Here is a 19625-nt window from a genome sequence, read left to right as displayed (position 1 = left end):
CCTTATGAAGAAAACGATCCTTTTACTTATATCTTTCCTGGTGGTATTGTCCGCAAAGGCCCAGGTTCCTGATTATGCAAACACGAAAGAAAAAGTGTACCTGCAAATGAACCATGTATATTTTGAACCAGGTGATACAATCTATTATAAGGCTTATGTAGTTAATGCTCAAACAAATGTTCCCACCATTATCAGTACGGTATTAAATGTGGATATCATTAGTCCTTCGGGCAATATATTATCCCAGCTTAAACACCCTATCAATATTGGCTATAGTGAAGGGGGCTATGTATTTGGCGATAGTCTGCCAGGAGGAATTTACAAAATAAGGGCCTATACTACCTGGATGCAAAATGAAAAAGACAGCACCTGGTTCAGCAAATCGCTTTACCTGCAAAGGGTAATTGCGCCCAGAATACTTGCCACACTCGATTTTCCTGAAAAAGGTTATGGCCCGGGCGATACGATCAAAGCAATATATTCGATCCGTACACCTGACAATAAACCCCTGGCTCACTATACAGGACAGTTCATGGTCAGCATTGAGGGTAAACAATACAAATCTGATATTTTCAAAACTGATACTGCCGGTAAAGCTATAATCAGGGCTGTATTACCCGGCACTCTCACTTCTGATGACGGGTTACTGAATGTAACCGTCATCGCCAGCGGATTTACCGAATCAATCTCAAGGAGTATTCCCATTGAATTAAATAAGATTGATCTTCAATTTATGCCGGAAGGTGGTACCCTTGTAGCAGGATTACCTACTGTGCTGGCATTTAAGGCCATCAATGACAAGGGGAAACCAGTGGATGTAAAAGGAAAAATCATCGACGATAAGGGTGCTAAAATCGCCCCCTTTTCCAGTTATCATGGGGGTATGGGTATATTACCGTTTACACCCGTTCAAGGCAGAAAATATACAGCGCTCATTGGCGATAAAAAATATCCTGTTCCGCAGGCCACGGAAGATGGTATGATAATGAACCTGATGCATCGGGGCGGGCAATTATATGCAAAAATTTCGACTACAGCTGATGATGATATTACATTGACGGCCGCCATGCGGGAGCATGTTTATTATACTACCAATGCTACGATCCATAAAGGTGTTCAATTAATTAAAATTGACACGATGGATTTTCCTACAGGGATCGTTGTATTCACATTACGCAACAGCCAGCATCTGAAAGTTGCAGAGCGGGTGGCATTTATGAATAAACATCATGCTTTGCAGGTAAACATCTCTACAGACAAATCGGCTTACATGCCAAGAGAGAAAGTGAAGATGACGATCCTGACGACTGACACAGAAGGCCAGCCTATTCCGGCTAATCTGTCTCTCAGTGTTATTGATGACAAGCTATGGACAATGGCCGATGATAAACAGGATCATATCATCTCCTGGCTGTTAATGAGTAGTGAACTAAAAGGAAGAGTAGAGGAGCCTCAGTTCTACTTTAAACAGGATGAGCCTAAAGCTGACAGTGCGCTCGACATGCTTATGCTCACGCAGGGTTACCGCTATTTTCAATTTACCGATATCGTGAATACAAGTAACCGGCTCGTATTTACACCAGATAAATTAAATATTTTAAGTGGCAGTATTACCAATAAAAACGGTATTCCAGCAAAGACGAAACTCTATCTTTTTAATACAAACAGGCAGTTGGGCGTAGTACAAACAACAAGCAACAGCGGACAATTCTTCTTTTCAGATCTGGATCCCGGTGCCGACTATTTTCTCATTGCAGAGGGAGAAAAAAAAGATTCATTCGTGATTAATGTTGCACAGAACGGAATAGGTAATAACCCCCAGGAAGCAGGCATGTTTAAGCCGTTAAAAACCGGATTGAAAGAATCAGTTGCAGCTTATCCTGCTATGGCTATCAATGCGCCATCATGGGCTGACAAAGCCACTCACCTTAATGATGTAGTTGTGGTGGGATATGGAGTAACGAATAAACGAAATTTAACAGGTTCAATTTCAGTGATCTCAAAAAGTGAAATTATGTCATCTAACCCTAGTAATGTTTTACTTTCATTGCAGGGAAAATTAGCGGGTATCATTGTCAATCAGCCTAGTGGTAATCCAGGAGACGCTGTAAGTGTACAGATACGCGGAATAAATTCATTGGCAAAAAATGACAACCCTCTATATGTAATAGATGGCATTCCATTTCAGGGCAATATCATCAATACAATTAATCCAGCAGAGATACTGACAATTTCAATCTTAAAAGGTGCAGATGCCACTGCTATATATGGTTCAAGGGCAGCAAACGGTGTCATCCTATTTACAACAAAAAAAAGTCAGAACCTGGGGAGAATACGGTTTTCACTGAGCAAATCTTACAGCTTTGCATTCAGGAATATAAAAACACAGGCTGCCAATGAAATCTTTAGCCAGGTACCTGTTTTCTATGCACCAAAATACCAGGCTATTGAAACTGAGAAAAAGACTGATTTCAGGGAAACCATCTATTGGAATCCAACTATCCAGACCGATAGATATGGTAAAGCAAGTGTAGAGTTTTACAATTCAGATGCCAATACTACTTTCCGGGCGATTACAGAAGGTATTGGTTACAATGGATCTATTGGCCGCACCGAACATACCTATGCAGTACATGACATGGTCAGTGTTGATGCAAAAATTCCACCTTATATCAATGTGGGAGATAATGTACAAATTCCTGTTGTACTGACAAATTATAGTAATGAAGATGTCATTGCAAAGGTATATCTCACTCTACCTCCGGGTGTCAGCGGAGATACGGCGATCAGAGAGGTGCCGGTGAAAAAAGCCGGATCCGTGCAGGTGAATATCCCGGTGACACCTTATTATAAAATGTCTGGCAATATCCGGATCAATGTGAACAGCCAGGCTTTATTCCTGCCATTTACTGCAGAAGAAAAAGGGTTCCCTATACATGTTGTTTTTTCCGGCAATCAGTCTAAGGACACCTCCTTTATTTTTTCAAATCCTGTGACACCAATCAATCCAGCAATGTCACTGGATCTGCAAACTGTTACAGACCAAATAATTGATGCGATAAAGAGTATGCTTCGCGAACCACATGGTTGTTTTGAGCAAACATCCAGCAGTACATATCCCAATATATTCATTTTGCAGTTAATGCAGCATGCAATAAAGCGTGATTACAAACTGGAAAGCAAGGCCAAAGAATACTTGCAGGAGGGCTATGCGCGACTGGTAAAATTTGAAACTTCAGAAAATGGTTTCGAATGGTTTGGGCACACGCCTGCCCATGTAGCACTGACTGCTTATGGATTGATGGAATTTACAGCGATGAAGGAGTTCATTGAGGTGGATAAAAATATGCTGAACAGAACGGAAAAATTCCTCCTGGATCATCGTGATGGTAAAGGGAAATTCAAACCAACACCGGGAGGATTAGATGAATTTAAGGGAGTACCTGTTGATGTGATGAATGCCTACATCGTATATGCATTGGCGCAGGCTGGTAAAGGCGGGGATATTCAACTGGAATACGAAACCGCACGGAAAGACGCACAGCTAAGCAATGACGGCTATCAACTGGCTATCATGGCATTGGCGGCAGCACAATTACAGAAAACTGAAGATTTTAATGACCTGATGAACAGGTTAGACAAATTGTTTATAAACGGGCAATTAGCTGCCCGGACAAGTATTGTTGCCTCCCAGGGCGTATCCCTATATGTTGAAACAATGGCCTTGTATGCAATGGCCCTGATGCGCGAGCCTGCACCCCGTAAGGCGCGGATAGCGCAAATTATGTCAGGCATTCAGAGTAGAAAGAACTATTATGGATTTGGCTCTACACAGGGAAATATACAAGCACTGGCGGCGCTGACAGCTTACTATAATATGGAAAAATCAACTGCTACAGATAGTGGTACTTTTACTTTGAACGGGCATCCAGCAAAACCTGGTGAAAAAGTTGCCTTCAATTACCTGTCAAAGGAAAATAAGTTTTCTGTGCGATATAGTGGTAAGGAAGGATTGCCTTATACTTTTACCTGTGATTATTTTACTAACACCCCTCCTACCAGTGAGCACGCCCTGCTGAAACTGGAAACGGTTTTAAGTACTCATCATGTGAAGGTTGGAGAAACAGTGCGCATGAATATTAATGTAACTAATACAAGTACAGAGGAGCAGGGTATGGCGGTGGTGAAGGTGGGTGTTCCCGGCGGATTGTCCTGGCAGCCCTGGCAGCTGAAAGAATTGATGGATAAGGAGAAGGTAGCATATTATGAGATCTTTGATAATTACCTCGTGTTTTATTGGAGAGGTATGAAGGGAAAGGAGGTGAAGAAAATAGCATTGGACCTGAAGGTGGATGTTGCAGGAACGTATCAGGGTAAGGCCAGTGCGGGGTATTTGTATTATCAGCCTGAGAACATTTACTGGCAGGAGGGTGAAACAGTGGAGATCATGCCTTAGTTAAAGGTTTTATCCTGGTCATAATTAGAAGATCTTTCTGATGATGACCGGGATAGTTGTTCTGTTTTGCTGAGCATTTTTTAGCCTGTTTTTTTGTAATAACGGCTATCAATTTGCAGCCTTAAAGCATATCTTTAGCCGGAAGATACACCTTTGTTACCCACACCCCAATCAAGGCTATGCATATAACCCAACACAGCACCTCGCTTGCCACAGCTCTACAGTGCCCCCATTGTGGCCGGTTATACAACATCGGGGATGTACAATCCTACGCTACCTGCTGTAATCAACCGCTTTTCACCCGTTACAGGCTGGACCAACCATTGCACCAGACATTAGACATCAATTACCACACCATCTGGCGGTATAGCCGGCTCTTACCAATTTTTGAAGAACACAATATTGTCAGCCTGGGAGAAGGAGGCACACCTTTATATACTCTTTCAGCCCTCAGTCAACAGCATGAAGTCAACATTCTGCTCAAGGATGAAAGCGTGAACCCTACCGGCTCCTTTAAGGCCAGGGGGATCAGCGTGGCCGTTTCCAAAGCCAAAGAACTGGGCATCCAACATTGCATAATTCCTACTGCGGGCAATGCCGGAGGCGCCCTCAGCGCCTATTGTGCCAAAGCAGGGATGAAGGCAACTGTGATCATGCCCAGGCATACCCCACTTACATTGCAGACAGAATGCCGCATGTATGGCGCAGAACTCATCCTGGTGGATGGGCTGATCAGTGATTGTGGCCGCCGCGCCCAGCAACTGGTGGCGCAAACCGGAGGTTTTGATATGTCTACCCTGAAAGAGCCTTATAGACTCGAAGGCAAGAAAACAATAGGATACGAAATTGCAGAACAGCTGCACTGGCAGCTACCGGATGTCATCATTTACCCTACCGGTGGTGGTACTGGTTTGATTGGGATGTGGAAAGCCTTTGCAGAAATGAAACAACTGGGTTGGCTAACGGGCAAGTTACCCAGGATGGTGATCGTGCAATCAGCGAATTGTGATCCAATGGTACAGTTATTTCAGCAGGGGGTAATTCCTGCGGATTTTTGTGCTACCCCTTCTATTGCTTACGGGCTGGCAGTGCCGGCGCCCTTCGCCAGGGACCTGATGATAGATGTATTACAGCAGAGTAAGGGTACGGCGCTGACTGTGACAGAGACGGAGATTACGGCGGGCATGCGGCACATTGCGACCACAGAAGGCTTGTTGTTATCACCGGAGGGGAGTGCTACCTATATAGGCATGCAGCATCTGATTGCAGATGGCTGGATACAGGAGGGAGAAAATGTGTTGTTGTTTAATACCGGGTCGTGGTATAAGTATAGATCATAGTTTACTATCGATCAGTTTTACCAGCTGTTCAAACTCTGCTGCTTCATATCCAAAACTCTGGTAGATGATCTTGCCCTCAGGATCTACTACTACATTCCTGGGGATTCCATTTGGCGCAAAGAGCGAGAAGATACTCCTGTCCAGGTCAGGTAAGAGCGGAAAGGTAAATCCTTTCTTCTCTTTAAAAGGGTCGAGTTTTTCCCAGCCTTCTTCCCGGCCAAATACGATGAATGCAAATTTCGGATTGTCTTTGTGTTTTTCCCAGATCTGCTTCTGGGCCAGCGGCAATTCCTGGTTGCAGGGAGGGCACCAGGTAGCAAAGAAGTTAATCAGCACATATTTACCTTTATAATCCCTGATACTCACTTTTTTCCCTTTTTCTATCTCGAAGGAAAAGGCTGGTACCTGCTGACCGATAATGGTGCGGAAACCACCTGTTGGAGGGTCTGCTTGTTGGGAGGATTGGGGGTGCTGGGCGTACGTATGCTGGGAGAACGCTCCTAAGATCAGGAGTAATAAAGCGTATTTCATGGTCGGTTCATTGATACTTTGCGGACGATAGCGGTAAAATCAACGGTCTTTTGCTGCCTGTTTACATAGGCAACCCTAAATTGTACCGGTTCTCCGATGGCGATAGCGCCGGGGTTATCTAAAATGGCGTTGGACAGCGCTCTGGCAGCTTTGCCATTACGAAGAAAGGCCTGTCCAAGTTTACTGATCCTTGCTTTCATATTATTCAAATATACGGAAAATAAAGCCCTGCTGTTAAGGTCTTTTTGGGGATAGCCTTGCAGTTTGATTTGTTATTCTTTTAAAAAGAAGTTTTACTGTAGGCCTTTGAAGCTCGTAAAAATCCAGAATAGGAATTAAATTAAAACCCCTTCCCTTAATTTTGCAGTATGCCAATCCCGGAAAAAATACTATCGCGCAAGGATGAGATCACGACCCAGTTTATGCAACTGGTGGATGAACATGTAAATGACCTGCTACAAGGCCGGACTGAGATCCGCTATAAACCGAGTGATTTTGCCTCGCGCATGCACATCGCCCCTATCCACCTGACGAATACAATTAAGCTGACTTTGAATACTTCTCCCTGTGAAGTGATGGAAGACAGGATTGTATTGGAAGCACAGAAAATGCTGGACGACACCGTACTCAGCGTAGCTGATATCGGGAACCACCTGGGATTCCCCGAACCGACCAACTTCAATCGTTTCTTTAAAAACATGACAGGGATAACTCCGCTGCAATACCGTAAAAACAAAATACTGAAGTATTGATCATTTTCGCCGGCCTGGTTGTTGATACCTTTGCTTTACAAAAATCGAACACATCATGGCTAGTAACAAGATTGCATTTATCACCGGCGGCGGCCGCGGATTAGGGAAGGATATGGCGCTGAGCCTTGCTAAAAAGGGCATAGATATTATCCTTACATACAACAGTAATAAAACGGAGGCAGATGCTGTTGCTGCAGAGATCCAGAAAGCAGGACAACGCGCGGCCGTGTTACAACTGAACACTGCGACTGCCAGCTCCTTTAATAACTTCGTCACTTCATTTACAACAATACTGAAAGATACTTTTCAGGCTACTCAATTCAATTATCTGATCAACAATGCTGGCATCGGTTTGCATGCTAACTTCGCCGATACTACGGAGGCTCAGTTCGATGAGATCATGAATATTCATCTCAAAGGACCGTTCTTTCTTACCCAGAAATTATTGCCATTGCTGGCGGATGGTGGTGTGATCATCAATGTATCTTCAGGGCTGGCACGATTCACGCTACCAGGCAGTTCTGCTTATGCGGCAATGAAAGGTGCGATCGAAGTACTGACCCGTTACCAGGCGAAAGAACTGGGTAGCAGAGGTATTCGTGTAAACACAATTGCACCGGGTGCTATACAGACAGATTTCGGTGGTGGTGTTGTAAGAGATAATGCGGATCTGAATAAGATGGTGGCAGCTAATACAGCACTGGGCAGAGCAGGTGTAGCAGAAGATATAGGTGCGGTAGTTGCGTTCCTGTGTAGTGATGATGCGAGATGGGTGAATGCGCAGCGCGTGGAGGCAAGTGGAGGAATGTTCCTGTAAGCGGTATCTGAATGCCAATGAGTTTCGCTCATTGGCATTCAGTTTTTTCGTAGCTTTAGGTTACTTATGAAATATAATTACCTATTAGCCCTTTATTTGTTATCCTTGCTAGCCTTTATAAGTTGTCAGCAAAATGTTCCATTAAATGGTAAACTAAACACGGATAAACTACCTTCACAATTAGTGACAATCAACACCAGCCGGGATAATTACATTAAATTATCCGGAGGAAGCATTGTTCAGGTGCCAGCGAATGCGCTAAAGACTGCCAGCGGCGATTCTGTAAAACTGGAAATCAAAGAAGCATTTACGCTCGGTCAGATGGCCCGAGCAGGATTGTATACACGTAGTAACGGAGAGTTACTGTCCAGTGGAGGCATGTTGTACATTGCCCCGCAGGCAGGACAGGATGTACAGATCCTGAAACCGCTGAAAGTGATAGTACCTGCTGATCATGTGGAGGATGATATGCAGCTTTTCAAAGGAGAGATAAAGGATTCTGCGATTAACTGGGTGGATCCGCAACCGCTGGAAATGAATAAAGGGGAAGCCAGACTAGCGAATGGAAAATCGTTGTATCAATCCAATTGCAAGCAATGTCATGATGTTACTAAAAAACTAATCGGGCCGGCGCTTTTTGGAACGATGCAGCGTTGGCATAATGATACGGCGGCGGTTTACCTGCTCACCAGAAATTTTGCACAGGCGATGCAGGCGTACCCTCAGGCAGCATGTATTTACAATGAATACAAAATTGGTATGCCTGGATATCCCAGCTTCCCGGATGAAGATCTGTATGATATTTACAGGTACATTCAGGAGGAAGGAATGAAGCAATTTGGAAAGATACCTGAAGAATATACAAGTAATAAAAACTGCGACAGCTGTGAGTATATTATTCAACTCGCAATGAAGATATTTAATTCTGATTCAGCACGATTTAATTTATCTTACAGCATCAACCGTTCCGATGTACAGAGCAGTCAGGGAATAGACAGCATAGCAATTAATTTCACCCCACCGGTTACCCAGAACGCTGCGCAAATACCGCCTGTTTTTTACTCATTTGAGATCCTCTCCTTTGGCTGGTACAACGTTGATAGTTACATCAAAAAGAATCCTTTAGCCACTTCTACTAAACTGAAAGTTGTCCAGGAAGGGTTAACGTCTCCTGTTCTTTTTCCGGTGATGGTCATCCCTTCCAGGAAAATAATTCAGGCAGGATTTTTATCATCTGATGGCGGCTATTTCTATTTCTATGATATGGACGGTAGTATTCAATTGCCGCCTGGCGAACGGGGGTATATATTTGCATTAGGGGAAAAGAAGGATATTGTATTATTTGGACTGACCCGGTTTGTAACAGGTAAGGATCAAACTATAAAGATCAATATTCAGCAGAGTAATATTAAAGAGGTGGAAGCAGCGATCAATCAGCTACAGTTACCGGATGTAACGGTAAATATAAATCCTACTGGAAAGGCCAAAATGGATCAGTTGAAAAAGGAGCTGGAGGAGTTACGGAAGAGATATCCGAATTGTCTACCTGAATTACAATAATTTTATCCTTAATATAAAAATGGCTGCTTCAATATGCTGAAGCAGCCATTTTTATTTAATGTTCTACTGCATCACTCTTTCTGAAACTATACAACAAATAAAATAAAGCAGGTAAAATCAATATACTTCCCAGCAATAAAGCCATTGCCAGTGAATGGATCGTTTTCTCCTGTCCGGCATGTTCCAGCAGTGACAAATACCTGCCACCTTTCAGGATCACGATATTAGGATAATGCCGCATGGTGATTGCCAGGAGGATCATCGTCACCTGGAAACCAGCCAGTACACGGATGATGATCACCTTACCTTTTTTCAGCAACAGGTACCATAACATACCTAGTGATAATACAGCCGCTATGATGGCAATGATCCCGATCGGATTATCAAAGATCCATTTGTCCAAAGGGATGCCTTCTGCATGTGCGGCCCAGAATACCAGCGCACCGAATACCGCTGCCGCCAGGTTCATTTGCCTGGCCTTCCTGATAAATCTTACCCGACTGTTATCATCATCAGTTTCACCGATGATAAATATGGCAGCCAGGTAACCGCAGATCGCTACTGTGAAAAATCCTACAGTTACCGAGAACCAGTTCAGCCAGGTATAGACATATGCATCCAGAAAATTATTCGCGTCCGGGTCTATTCTACCTGACACTGCACTACCTGCTATCACTCCCAAAAAGAAAGGTGTAACGAAACTGGAGTAGACAAAGATGCGGTTGTATACATTCTGCATGTTATCTTTCACCGCATCGTAGTGCCTGAATGTAAAGGCAGTGCCACGGGCGATAATTCCAAATAACATGATCAACAGTGGTATATGCAGATGTGTAGATACGGTGGTATAGATTTCCGGGAAACCGACAAACAATACCACGATGGCAATGATCAGCCACATATGGTTCGCTTCCCAGATAGGCCCGATGGCCTGGTACATTGTACTGCGGGTATATGCCTTGTTCTTTTCTGATGTAAACAGTTCTATGATCCCTGCACCGAAATCAGCTCCTCCTAACAATATATACAACAGGATGGCAGCCCATAAATAAGCCATTACTACAAATATCATAATGAAGGAGTTTGAATATCATAAATCTCAGGTACCATCCGGATCTGCCTGTACAGGAGGAAGGTCACTATCAGAGACAGCGAAATGTACACCGCTGTGAAGATGTAAAAAGAATAAGCAATCCCCGGCATTGGTGTGACAGCATCAGCGGTGCGCATCACCCCATTGATGATCCAGGGTTGGCGGCCTACTTCTGTTACGGTCCAACCAGCTTCCACGGCAATGAATCCCATCGGGGTGGCGATCACAAACAGGCGAAGCAGCCAGGGCATGCGGAGCCAGCTTTTTTTCCTGATGATGGCTACGAAATAACACAAGGCTATTCCCAGCATGATCATACCCAGGCCTACCATGATCTGGAAAGCGTAGTGGGTGATGGCAACTGGCGGCTGGTCATTTTCAGGGATCTGATCCAGGCCTTTCACCGGGGTATGAAAATCACTGTACACCATAAAACTCAGTAAACCGGGTATTTCGACACCATATTTCACTTCTTTTGCCACCGGGTCAGGCATACCTCCAAGTACAAGCGGAGAGGCTGGTTCGGTCTTAAAATGGGCTTCCATGGCGGCCAGCTTTGCAGGCTGTCTGCGCGCCACGTCTTTTGCTGAGATATCTCCGCTCAGGGGTTGCAGTATTGCCGCAATACAGGCAAATAATGCAGGTATTCTAAAAGCCGTGGTATGGAAGGCGATATTTCTTTTTCTTAAGATCATGAGGGCATGGATACCTGCTACCGCAAAACCGGTTGCTGCAAAGGCGGCGATACACATGTGTAATGCCTGGGAGAACCATGCATCGTTGAACATAGCTTTGATAGGATCTATATTCAGGTATTGTCCGTTTACGAAATCGAATCCTGCCGGGCTATTCATCCATGCATTGGCAGCAACTACGAGGATGCCGGATACCAGGCCGCTGATGCCGACTACAACGCCGGTGATCCAGTGGAACCACTGGTTAAACCGCCCCCAGCCATAGAGGAAGAAACCCAGGGCGATGGCTTCTATGAAGAAAGCAGTGCCTTCGAGGGAGAAGGGCATGCCAAAGATTGGGCCGGCATGTTTCATGAATCCAGGCCAAAGGAGGCCGAGTTCAAATGATAATACGGTGCCGGATACGGCGCCTGTAGCAAAAAAGATGGCTACGCCCTTGCTCCAGGCACGGGTGATGTTCTTATAAATATCATTGCCTGTTCGAATATAAAGAAAGTGAGCGATGGCCATAAAGAAAGGCATGACCATGCCGATACAGGAGAAGACAATATGAAAACCTAACGATAAAGCCATTTGTGATCTGGCCGCTAAAAAATCGTTCATTGGCGCGATGAATTATTACGGGGTCAAAGCTACTAAATCTAGATTATGGGAGGATGATAAAAGTCATGTTAAAGATGGTAGTTTTTAGGGGTAAATAATGATTTCAACCTGTCTCGGGAGTGACGGATTGAAATCATTAATCCGCTACGATCGTCCTGGCTTGCACACTATGCGCACTAAAATAGCCCAGCGCACCTCCCCTGATATTCGACACTGCATTCGCCGGCGTAGCACTCATCCCCTCTCCCGTTGATCCCGCATCCAGGCTATACCAATATTTATACATTGCTGCATCGATACATTGCATCTCTACCCGTATTGTATCCCCCTTTTTTATCTGCTTACTGTCATCATCACTATTACTACTAAACGATACCAGTTGTATATTCAAACTCCTTCCATCCGTATTATCATCATTCCTCACAAAGATCGTACTCTCCTTTACCCTGTTCCGCCACTCAATAAAATGATAAGAATTCCCCTTCCCGTCCGGATCTGTATAAAATACCGCCGGCACCCTCCTGGTTTTTCCAAACACCACCCTGTCCTGTAGTCTCAGGCTATCAAAATAAACTTCCCGCGGCATTGTAGATACCGCACTGAACGTATCTGTTCCTACCTGTACATACATGCTATAAGTATGCCCTACCGCGCCTCTAAAGGAGCTTGAAGCATATATACCCGGTTTTGTAGTAGATTCACTCAATACATATTGAGTCGTACCATCTGCTGTAATGATGACCTTCGCTCCACTGATCCCCTGAAATGTATTGGCGTCCTCAATATTCATCGTTTGCGAAATTCTTACCCTTACTCCATTCACGCCATCCGTTACATACCCCTCTACCACATACTTCTTCGCCGCATTATTCAAATTAATATCTATCACCTTCTCACAGGCGCAAAAACAGGTAATTACTATCGCGATATACAACAACTGCTTCATTTTCATTAGAATTTAAAGTTGTATGATATAGAAGGTACAAACCTAAACAGAGACGTTCTCACTGCTTCCGTTTTATTCCTGTCATCCTTATTCTGCCTGAATGTAATGGTGTATGCATTCTCCCTGCCATACGCATTATAAAGACTAAAGGATAACTCTGATGAATACCTGCCCCGTTTGCGTAATTGTTTCGTAGCCCCCAGATCCAGCCTGTGATAAGCCGGCATACGGTAGCCATTCCGCTCTGTATAGTAATAATACACGGTATTACTGATCAGGTATTTTCCACTGGGGAAGGTGACCGCATCCCCCGTATAATATACCCAGCTGGCACTTACTGACCATTTCTCGCTCAGCTGGTACATTCCCACTACTGCAATGTCGTGTGTCCTGTCCTGCCGGGAATTATACCATTGACCGCTATTAATACCATCTATCTGTCTTTCTGTTTTTGACAATGTGTAACTTACCCAGCCGGTAAACCGGCCTGCTTTCTTTTTCATCAGCCATTCTATTCCATATGCACGTCCTTTCCCAAATAACAGCTGGGTTTCTATGGCATCATTATTCAATACATCAGCCCCATCCCTGTAATCAATCTGGTGCTGCATAGTCTTATAATAGGTTTCTACTGTCAACTCGTATTTATTGCCGGCAAGGTTTTTATAATAACCCAGTGATACCTGGTCGGAAATCTCAGGCCTGATGATATTCGTACTTGCTACCCAGCGGTCTGTTGGACTGGACGATGTACTATTTGATATCAGGTGCAGGTTCTGTACATTACGGGCATACGAAGCTTTGATAGAAGATATACTGGTTAGTTTATAGCTTACTGCCAGCCTGGGTTCCAGGTTAATATAAGTCTTTACGAAATCCCCGCTTTTGTAATGCAGGGTATCCAGGATATTCCCGTCTTTGTCAATATTAAAAAAGTCACCGGCACCCAGGATACTGAATGCGGTCAGTCTTGCACCATAAGACAGGTCCAGTTTGTCTGTTGCTTTCCATACATCTGATACATACACGGCATTCTCCCATGAATAGCGCTGCTGCAAACGGGATGAGTTAAAATTGGACTGCGCTGTGGAAGAGATTTCTCCGGGGCGCATGGTATGATAGATGGTATTGAAACCAATGCGTAGGTTATGTCGCTGGCTGATATAATACTGTAGTTCTTCCTTCAGGTTCCAGTCACGGATCTGGGAAAAGATATTGACATCATTCGCGCCACTCTTCACATTGATCTTGTAATCGTAGTTACTAAAGATCAGGGAAGTGTTTGAAAATAGCTTACTGCTGAAGATATGGTTCCACCTCAGGGTACCAGTTGCATTTCCCCATTTTAAACCGAAGTTATTCCCCACAACAAGGTTATCCGCCCCAAAATACCCGGAAGCAAACAAGCGGTCACGCTTACTTAGCTGGTAATTCAGCTTGGCATTGAGGTCATAAAAATAGAGGGTGTTATTTTTAATAGATGAGTCGTTGGATAAACGCAGGAAAAGATCGACATAAGTTCTTCTGGCAGATACAAGGAAAGAGGATTTATCCTTCTGTAAAGGGCCTTCAATATTTACTTTGGAGGAGATCAGGCCAATACCACCACTTACATTGTAGTCCTGGTTATTGCCATCATTCATTTTTATATCCAATACGGACGATAACCTGCCACCGTATTGTGCGGGCATACCTCCCTTGTATACCGTCACATCCTTGATGGCATCAGAATTGAATGTAGAAAAGAAACCGAACAGATGCGAAGCATTATACACCGGTGCTTCATCCAGTAAGATCAGGTTTTGGTCTGCTGCGCCGCCCCTCACATAGAAACCGCTGTTGCCATCGCCGGCAGATTTAATACCCGGCAGCAACTGGATCGTTTTCAGTACATCTTTTTCACCCAGCAGGACCGGAATATTCTTCATCTCTTTTGTGGTCAGCTGCTCCATACCCATCTGGGGTGTACTAAGATTACGCTGTTTACTATTGGCGGTAATCGTCACGGATCTTAGGGATTGCGCCGCATCGTGCAGGGCAATGTTCCTGCTTGTATTTTCCGTCAATACAATCTCTTCCTGTACCGCTTGCAGTCCTACGGTACTGAACTCTATGGTATAGGTACCTTCGGGCAGCGTAAGAGAATAAAAGCCGTACTCATTGCTGACAGTTCCGATGGATTGACCTGCTACGTGCACGGTAGCACCAATGATGGTTTCCCCGGTCTTCTTTGATCTGATGGTTCCGCTGATAGTAAACTTTGCCTGCGCTACCACTCCCATACATGACAATAACAAGCAGCAGGCAACGATAAAAGACTTACTCATATTCATTGTTGTGATAGTACCACCGCGTCCGGCAGTACCACCTTCGGGTTTTGTTTTTTCAAGGCTTACTGTTGCAGTTCCTATTTTCCAAACTCCCTTGCAGTAGAAATGATTACCCCGTCCTGCATTTCAATAGTACGGTCAGAGCGTTCTGCAAAATCATTATCATGCGTCACTGCTATGATCGTCTGGTTATATTCGTGCGCCAGTTGTTTAAATGTATCGAATACGATCTGTGAATTCTTTGAATCAAGGTTTCCTGTCGGCTCATCTCCCATTATGATCAGGGGATCGTTAATCAGGGCCCTGGCAATGGCGACCCTTTGCTGCTGACCTCCGGATAGTTTGGAGGCCGGTTTTAGTGCCTGATCCTGTAATCCCAGCAGGGTTAGTTTCTGATAGGCCCTTTCTTCTATTTCCTGCCTGGAATATCTTCCCAGGCGTAATGCCGGGATCATCACATTCTTCAGGCAGCTAAATTCGGGTAAAAGATAATGGAACTGAAATACAAATCCAATCTTCTCATTCCGGAGGGCCGCCAGGGAGTTTTGTTTTTGCCCTGTGGTCAGCTGCCCGTGAATGTGCAGTTTCCCTTCATAATCAGTATCCATTGTGCTCAGGATATATAGTAAGGTGGACTTCCCACTTCCTGATTTACCCACCAATGTTACAAATTCTCCTCTATATACTTTAAAAGAAATATCATTCAGTACTTTAAATTTTATCGGGTCGTAAAAATATTTCCCGATCTTTTCCGCTTCCAGCATGAGCTCTCTTTGCATAGTCGTAATTTTTACCGCCTGAAAATAGATACCGGGTCTACGTTTGCCGCTTTTTTAGCAGGAATGTATCCCGCACCCAGGGTAACGATCAGTCCGAAAATGAGTCCTCTGAAGAACACTGACCACTCAAAGCGAATAGGAAAATAACCAATATCGCCGCCTACATAGGTTCTGGATAACTGGAAGACCAGTAATGCGGCCAGTATTACCCCCATCAATATACCAATCATACCAATGATCATGGCCTGTTGTACGAAAATACGTACTACATCGCGGCCCCTGAAACCCATGGCTTTCAGAATAGCTATATCATTGATTTTCTGTGTAATAGTCATATTGAGGATATTGTAGATACCAAACCCTGCTACCAGCAGGATAGACAATGCAATTACCGTGATCATGATCCGGCGCATATTGGCAGCTGCTACCAGGGTGGCATTAGCCGCTTTCCAGTCCTCAGCTTTATATCCTGTCAGGTCAGAGAATTTAGCCGAGTAGTTCGGTGCCTTATCTGGGTTAATCACTGATATGTTGATGTCGCTTACATATTCCGGGCCTTCCTGCAGCAGTTGCTGGGCAGCGCTGATATTGATGTAGGACTTGGTTTTATCTATCTGGGAGTTGTTGGACTGGAAAAGACCTACTACCTTCATCACTTTGGTAACATTCCGGGAGGAAGTAATGCTGATATTATCCCCTGGCCGCACGCTCATTTTGGCGGCGACTCCTACTCCCAGCAAAATACCATTGGGGGTATTCTTCAGGTCCTCGATGGAGCCTTCCACTACCGTGGTGGCAATATTGAACATCCTATCCGCTTCAGAGATCCGTACCCCATAAGAACTACCTGTGATCTGGGATTTGCCGTTATTGTAAAATACACTGACTGTAACCTGCGGGGTTACCAGTGTTACATCCGGCTGCTGTCTCAGCAGGGAGATGATTTTTTCAGGGTCTACGATCTTATCACTTTCCGGTACGACGCTGGGGTTAATGATAACCGGCACCTTGTTGCCTTTTGCAGGCAGTAAAGGCAGGCTCATCACCTCATCTTTGTACACCCGGATGTGCGCGGTACTTCTGAATACCAGCTCTGTGGATTTTTTGTCAAAACCCACCATCATCGAGTTCATGAAGATGTAGATGGCAATCCCGATCGTTACGCCCAATGCCGCTACCAGGGTCAGCTTTTTCTTCGTGACGATATACGTCATGGAGATTTCGGAATTAATATTATGGCGGTATCTCATCACTTATTTTTTTTCAAGTACCAGTTCATCATTTTCTGTCAGGCCAGCAGTCACCTCTACCCAGTCGTTGGAGATGATGCCGGTTTGAACGACTACAGGTCCTTTACCTTTGATGGCCACCTTATTGCCGTAAGTCAGATAGTTTCTTGGTATGACCAGTACATTCTTCTTTTCGCCCACGATGATGTTGGCTTCGAGTTGAGTACCTGTGATCCTGAAATCGAGACTGTCTGTGAAATATGCCTTAACGATGAAAGACTGGCTGGTAGATTCAAAGGAGGGCAGGATTTCATGCACGGTACCTTTGTAAATATGTCCTTTGTTTGTATTCAGCTGGATGGCGGCTTCCTCTCCGACCTTCACCTTCGCCATATTGGTTTCGTCTACATTCAGGCGGGCATAGATGAGATGAGGGTTGGCAATCACGGCGATCACATCGCCTTTACGTACATAATCTCCCAGTTGTTTCTTTTTCCCGTAGATCTGGCCACTGATGACTGCCCTTATCTGGTTTTGTTCTTTGATCACCCGGTTCACTTCACTCATAGAGCGTTGTGAAACTTCCTGTTGTCTGGCAGTAACCAATTGTGAATTATACTGGTCTTCCAGGGCTTTCAGGTTAGCCTGTGAGGTGGCCAGTGTGAGCTGGGTATTTTCATATTCCAGTTTTGATACACTGTTACTTTCCATGAGGCGTTTGTACCTGTCTGCCTGCAACTGATCGAGGCGCAGCTTTTCTTTGGCAGCCGAAATATTGGCACTGATCTGTTGTAAAGCCGGCGCTGATGGCAGGGTATTTTCCCTCGCAATATTATGAAGGGCGCCTGCACTTTGTGCATTGATAATATTCTGGCTATTGTCAATGACAGCCAGGAGCTGACCTGCATTTACCATGTCGCCTTCCTTAAAATCCAGTTTGATGAGATAACCATCTGTTTGTGCAGTAAGGTTATTCTGATCATCGGCTTCCAGCACACCGGAGGCAAAAACCATTTCGGTCAGGTCCTTATGTACTGGTTTGACAGGGGTCGTTTTCTGACCACAGGCAGAAAAGATCAGGCATGCAGAAAGGATCCCAATAGTTTGCGGTATGTTCATTTGACAATATTATTAATCATGATCTTGGATTTTGCATAGTCGCTGTTTGCCTGTTGGGATACGGCATTCAGACTGTTATTCAGCCAGTCGTTAAATGCGGTAAACAGGTCGGTAGCGGAGAGGATTCCTTCTTTATAGATATTCAGGTTCTTGTAGTAGGAATCTTCTTTCAGCGCAGCTATTTCACCTGCCAGGCGTGCGCTTTTAAAAGCCTTCTGGTATTCCAGTTGCAATTGCCGGTTATTCACACTATCCTGCCGGGCTGCGTGTTCAAAATTGTTTTTAGCCACGGCAACATTGATCCGGTCGTAGCGTACGGCAGCCACCTTACCTACATCCGGGAAGATAGGGATGATCATTTTCACGCCGACATAATTGCTATTGATCCACCTGCTGCCATCGAAAGGATGGTTGTTGGTATTCTGCTGCCATCCCAGGCTGCTAAAGAGGGTAATGGTAGGCATGAACCAGCGTTTATTGGCACGCAGATCAGCTTCCTGGTATTTGAGTTGCCATTCTGTTTGTAATTGTGTCAGGTAGCCGGTAGCGGCCAGACTGGCATCGAAATTACCCGGGGCGGCTGTTTCTTCAATACTGACGGGGGTATCAGGATCCATATCACAGAGTAATTTCAGGCTGCTGTATTGCTCTTCGAGGTTTACTTCCAGCTGTTGCAGTTTATCCTGGATGGACAACTGGTTTGCTTTCGCATTGTTGACGTCCTGCTGGCGGGCAATGCCTTCCTGTTGTTTGTTCACCATGATAGTGGTGAGTGTATCCGCATTATCCAGGCTATTCTTTGTCACTTTGATCTGCCATTGATAAGAGAGGATATTGTAATAAGCACCTGCTACACTTTCGTAGAGGCTTTTCTTGTTGAGCAGGTTAGTGGCATTGGTGACCTGTTCACTGGCACGGGCCGTTCTTACCTGCGCCATGGCAAAGGGATTGAGAATGTCGATTTGCGGAGCGAAGTTAGCCGCAGTCACATATTGCTGGCCAAAGGTAACCTGCCTGTAAGTGCCGGTCGGACCACCAAAGATCTCTGCAGGTATAAAGGTGACACCCAGCTTGGTATTGTCGGTGCTTGTCAGATTTGCATCGCCCTTGATCTTCCACTTATCCAGTTTCGCAGCAAGGGTTTGATACTTATTCATCAGCACCTGCTGGGTGGCGTTTTTGAATGTGACACTATGCGCATCAGCGTAGGCAAAGACTTCATTGAGCGAGCGAAAGGATAAGGTACCCTGGGCTCCTGCTGTCAGACTACTGCTGATGAGAAAAATGATTAAAAACTGGCGCATCAGGAATTTGTTTACGGAGGCAAATATTCAAAACAATCAGCAACTGTAAAAATCAGTGTGGCTGAGTTAGA

Annotated in this window: 15 protein-coding genes; 5 read left to right on the top strand and 10 right to left on the bottom strand. The window is 44.8% G+C overall.

Annotation, left to right across the window (positions count from 1 at the left end):
• Positions 1-4: 4 nt before the first annotated feature.
• Both U0033_RS30450 and U0033_RS30445 read left to right on the top strand, forming a co-directional pair.
• Entirely contained in the window at positions 5-4456 is a 4452-nt protein-coding gene (locus U0033_RS30450) for a TonB-dependent receptor plug domain-containing protein (protein ID WP_072363818.1), read from the top strand.
• Between the two features lie 179 nt (positions 4457-4635).
• Entirely contained in the window at positions 4636-5796 is a 1161-nt protein-coding gene (locus tag U0033_RS30445) for a threonine synthase (protein WP_072363819.1), read from the top strand.
• On the opposite strand, the gene U0033_RS30440 is transcribed toward U0033_RS30445, so the two are convergent.
• Together U0033_RS30440 and U0033_RS30435 are read right to left on the bottom strand one after the other, a co-directional pair.
• Positions 5791-6327, bottom strand: coding sequence for a TlpA family protein disulfide reductase (locus tag U0033_RS30440; protein WP_072363820.1), 537 nt, complete (start codon positions 6325-6327; stop codon positions 5791-5793). The two genes, U0033_RS30445 and U0033_RS30440, sit on opposite strands and share 6 nt — an antisense overlap.
• Positions 6324-6527 (bottom strand): hypothetical protein, encoded by a 204-nt coding sequence (locus tag U0033_RS30435; protein WP_072363821.1) that lies wholly within the window; start codon positions 6525-6527, stop codon positions 6324-6326. Before U0033_RS30435 ends, U0033_RS30440 begins: the two co-directional genes overlap by 4 nt.
• Positions 6528-6695: 168 nt before the next feature.
• Between U0033_RS30435 and U0033_RS30430 the strand changes: the two genes are divergently transcribed.
• The 3 genes from U0033_RS30430 to U0033_RS30420 all read left to right on the top strand — a co-directional run bounded on the left by U0033_RS30430 (position 6696) and on the right by U0033_RS30420 (position 9456).
• Entirely contained in the window at positions 6696-7079 is a 384-nt protein-coding gene (locus U0033_RS30430; protein WP_072363822.1) for a helix-turn-helix domain-containing protein, read from the top strand.
• Positions 7080-7134: 55 nt separating this feature from the next.
• Positions 7135-7896 carry an SDR family NAD(P)-dependent oxidoreductase gene (locus U0033_RS30425; protein ID WP_072363823.1) on the top strand — a complete coding sequence of 254 codons (762 nt, stop codon included), beginning with the start codon at positions 7135-7137 and terminating at the stop codon, positions 7894-7896.
• A 105-nt stretch (positions 7897-8001) separates the two neighbouring features.
• Positions 8002-9456: a c-type cytochrome gene (locus U0033_RS30420; protein ID WP_177318681.1), complete on the top strand. Its 1455-nt coding sequence runs from the start codon at positions 8002-8004 to the stop codon at positions 9454-9456.
• A gap of 55 nt (positions 9457-9511) precedes the next feature.
• Here the strand turns inward: U0033_RS30420 and U0033_RS30415 are convergent, their stop codons facing one another.
• From U0033_RS30415 to U0033_RS30380, 8 genes are all read right to left on the bottom strand, one after another.
• Positions 9512-10528 (bottom strand): cytochrome d ubiquinol oxidase subunit II, encoded by a 1017-nt coding sequence (locus tag U0033_RS30415; protein WP_072363827.1) that lies wholly within the window; start codon positions 10526-10528, stop codon positions 9512-9514.
• On the bottom strand, positions 10525-11847 hold the full coding sequence (locus tag U0033_RS30410) for a cytochrome ubiquinol oxidase subunit I (protein ID WP_072363829.1): 1323 nt from the start codon (positions 11845-11847) through the stop codon (positions 10525-10527). The genes U0033_RS30415 and U0033_RS30410 overlap by 4 nt, the downstream gene beginning before the upstream one ends.
• Before the next feature lie 136 nt (positions 11848-11983).
• Complete coding sequence (locus U0033_RS30405; RefSeq protein WP_072363951.1) at positions 11984-12793, bottom strand: DUF4249 domain-containing protein; 810 nt, start codon at positions 12791-12793, stop codon at positions 11984-11986.
• Between the two features lie 5 nt (positions 12794-12798).
• Positions 12799-15120: a TonB-dependent receptor gene (locus tag U0033_RS30400; RefSeq protein WP_072363950.1), complete on the bottom strand. Its 2322-nt coding sequence runs from the start codon at positions 15118-15120 to the stop codon at positions 12799-12801.
• A gap of 80 nt (positions 15121-15200) precedes the next feature.
• Complete coding sequence (locus tag U0033_RS30395) at positions 15201-15902, bottom strand: ABC transporter ATP-binding protein (RefSeq protein ID WP_072363831.1); 702 nt, start codon at positions 15900-15902, stop codon at positions 15201-15203.
• Positions 15903-15913: 11 nt separating this feature from the next.
• The gene (locus U0033_RS30390; RefSeq protein ID WP_218164078.1) at positions 15914-17116 is read right to left on the bottom strand and encodes an ABC transporter permease; all 1203 of its coding nucleotides are present in this window, start codon (positions 17114-17116) and stop codon (positions 15914-15916) included.
• 39 nt (positions 17117-17155) lie between these two features.
• A complete protein-coding gene (locus tag U0033_RS30385) occupies positions 17156-18250 on the bottom strand; it encodes an efflux RND transporter periplasmic adaptor subunit (protein ID WP_072363834.1) in 1095 nt (364 codons plus the stop codon).
• On the bottom strand, positions 18247-19554 hold the full coding sequence (locus U0033_RS30380) for a TolC family protein (protein ID WP_072363836.1): 1308 nt from the start codon (positions 19552-19554) through the stop codon (positions 18247-18249). Before U0033_RS30380 ends, U0033_RS30385 begins: the two co-directional genes overlap by 4 nt.
• Positions 19555-19625 lie beyond the last annotated feature (71 nt).

The sequence above is a fragment of the Chitinophaga sancti genome (genome assembly GCF_034424315.1).
In the GTDB taxonomy this organism is placed as follows: Bacteria; Bacteroidota; Bacteroidia; order Chitinophagales; family Chitinophagaceae; genus Chitinophaga; species Chitinophaga sancti.
Note: the sequence above shows the minus strand (reverse complement) of the source record. Positions and strands in the feature narration are given on the sequence as shown.

Excerpts from the sequence above, each read along its gene's own strand:
- U0033_RS30445 (WP_072363819.1), top strand. The coding sequence starts at position 4,636 with ATGCATATAACCCAACACAGCACCTCGCTTGCCACAGCTCTACAGTGC.
- U0033_RS30390 (WP_218164078.1), bottom strand. The coding sequence starts at position 17,116 with ATGACGTATATCGTCACGAAGAAAAAGCTGACCCTGGTAGCGGCATTG.
- U0033_RS30385 (WP_072363834.1), bottom strand. The coding sequence starts at position 18,250 with ATGAACATACCGCAAACTATTGGGATCCTTTCTGCATGCCTGATCTTT.
- U0033_RS30430 (WP_072363822.1), top strand. The coding sequence starts at position 6,696 with ATGCCAATCCCGGAAAAAATACTATCGCGCAAGGATGAGATCACGACC.
- U0033_RS30405 (WP_072363951.1), bottom strand. The coding sequence starts at position 12,793 with ATGAAGCAGTTGTTGTATATCGCGATAGTAATTACCTGTTTTTGCGCC.
- U0033_RS30415 (WP_072363827.1), bottom strand. The coding sequence starts at position 10,528 with ATGATATTTGTAGTAATGGCTTATTTATGGGCTGCCATCCTGTTGTAT.
- U0033_RS30450 (WP_072363818.1), top strand. The coding sequence starts at position 5 with ATGAAGAAAACGATCCTTTTACTTATATCTTTCCTGGTGGTATTGTCC.
- U0033_RS30410 (WP_072363829.1), bottom strand. The coding sequence starts at position 11,847 with ATGAACGATTTTTTAGCGGCCAGATCACAAATGGCTTTATCGTTAGGT.
- U0033_RS30395 (WP_072363831.1), bottom strand. The coding sequence starts at position 15,902 with ATGCAAAGAGAGCTCATGCTGGAAGCGGAAAAGATCGGGAAATATTTT.
- U0033_RS30425 (WP_072363823.1), top strand. The coding sequence starts at position 7,135 with ATGGCTAGTAACAAGATTGCATTTATCACCGGCGGCGGCCGCGGATTA.
- U0033_RS30440 (WP_072363820.1), bottom strand. The coding sequence starts at position 6,327 with ATGAAATACGCTTTATTACTCCTGATCTTAGGAGCGTTCTCCCAGCAT.
- U0033_RS30400 (WP_072363950.1), bottom strand. The coding sequence starts at position 15,120 with ATGAGTAAGTCTTTTATCGTTGCCTGCTGCTTGTTATTGTCATGTATG.
- U0033_RS30435 (WP_072363821.1), bottom strand. The coding sequence starts at position 6,527 with ATGAAAGCAAGGATCAGTAAACTTGGACAGGCCTTTCTTCGTAATGGC.
- U0033_RS30380 (WP_072363836.1), bottom strand. The coding sequence starts at position 19,554 with ATGCGCCAGTTTTTAATCATTTTTCTCATCAGCAGTAGTCTGACAGCA.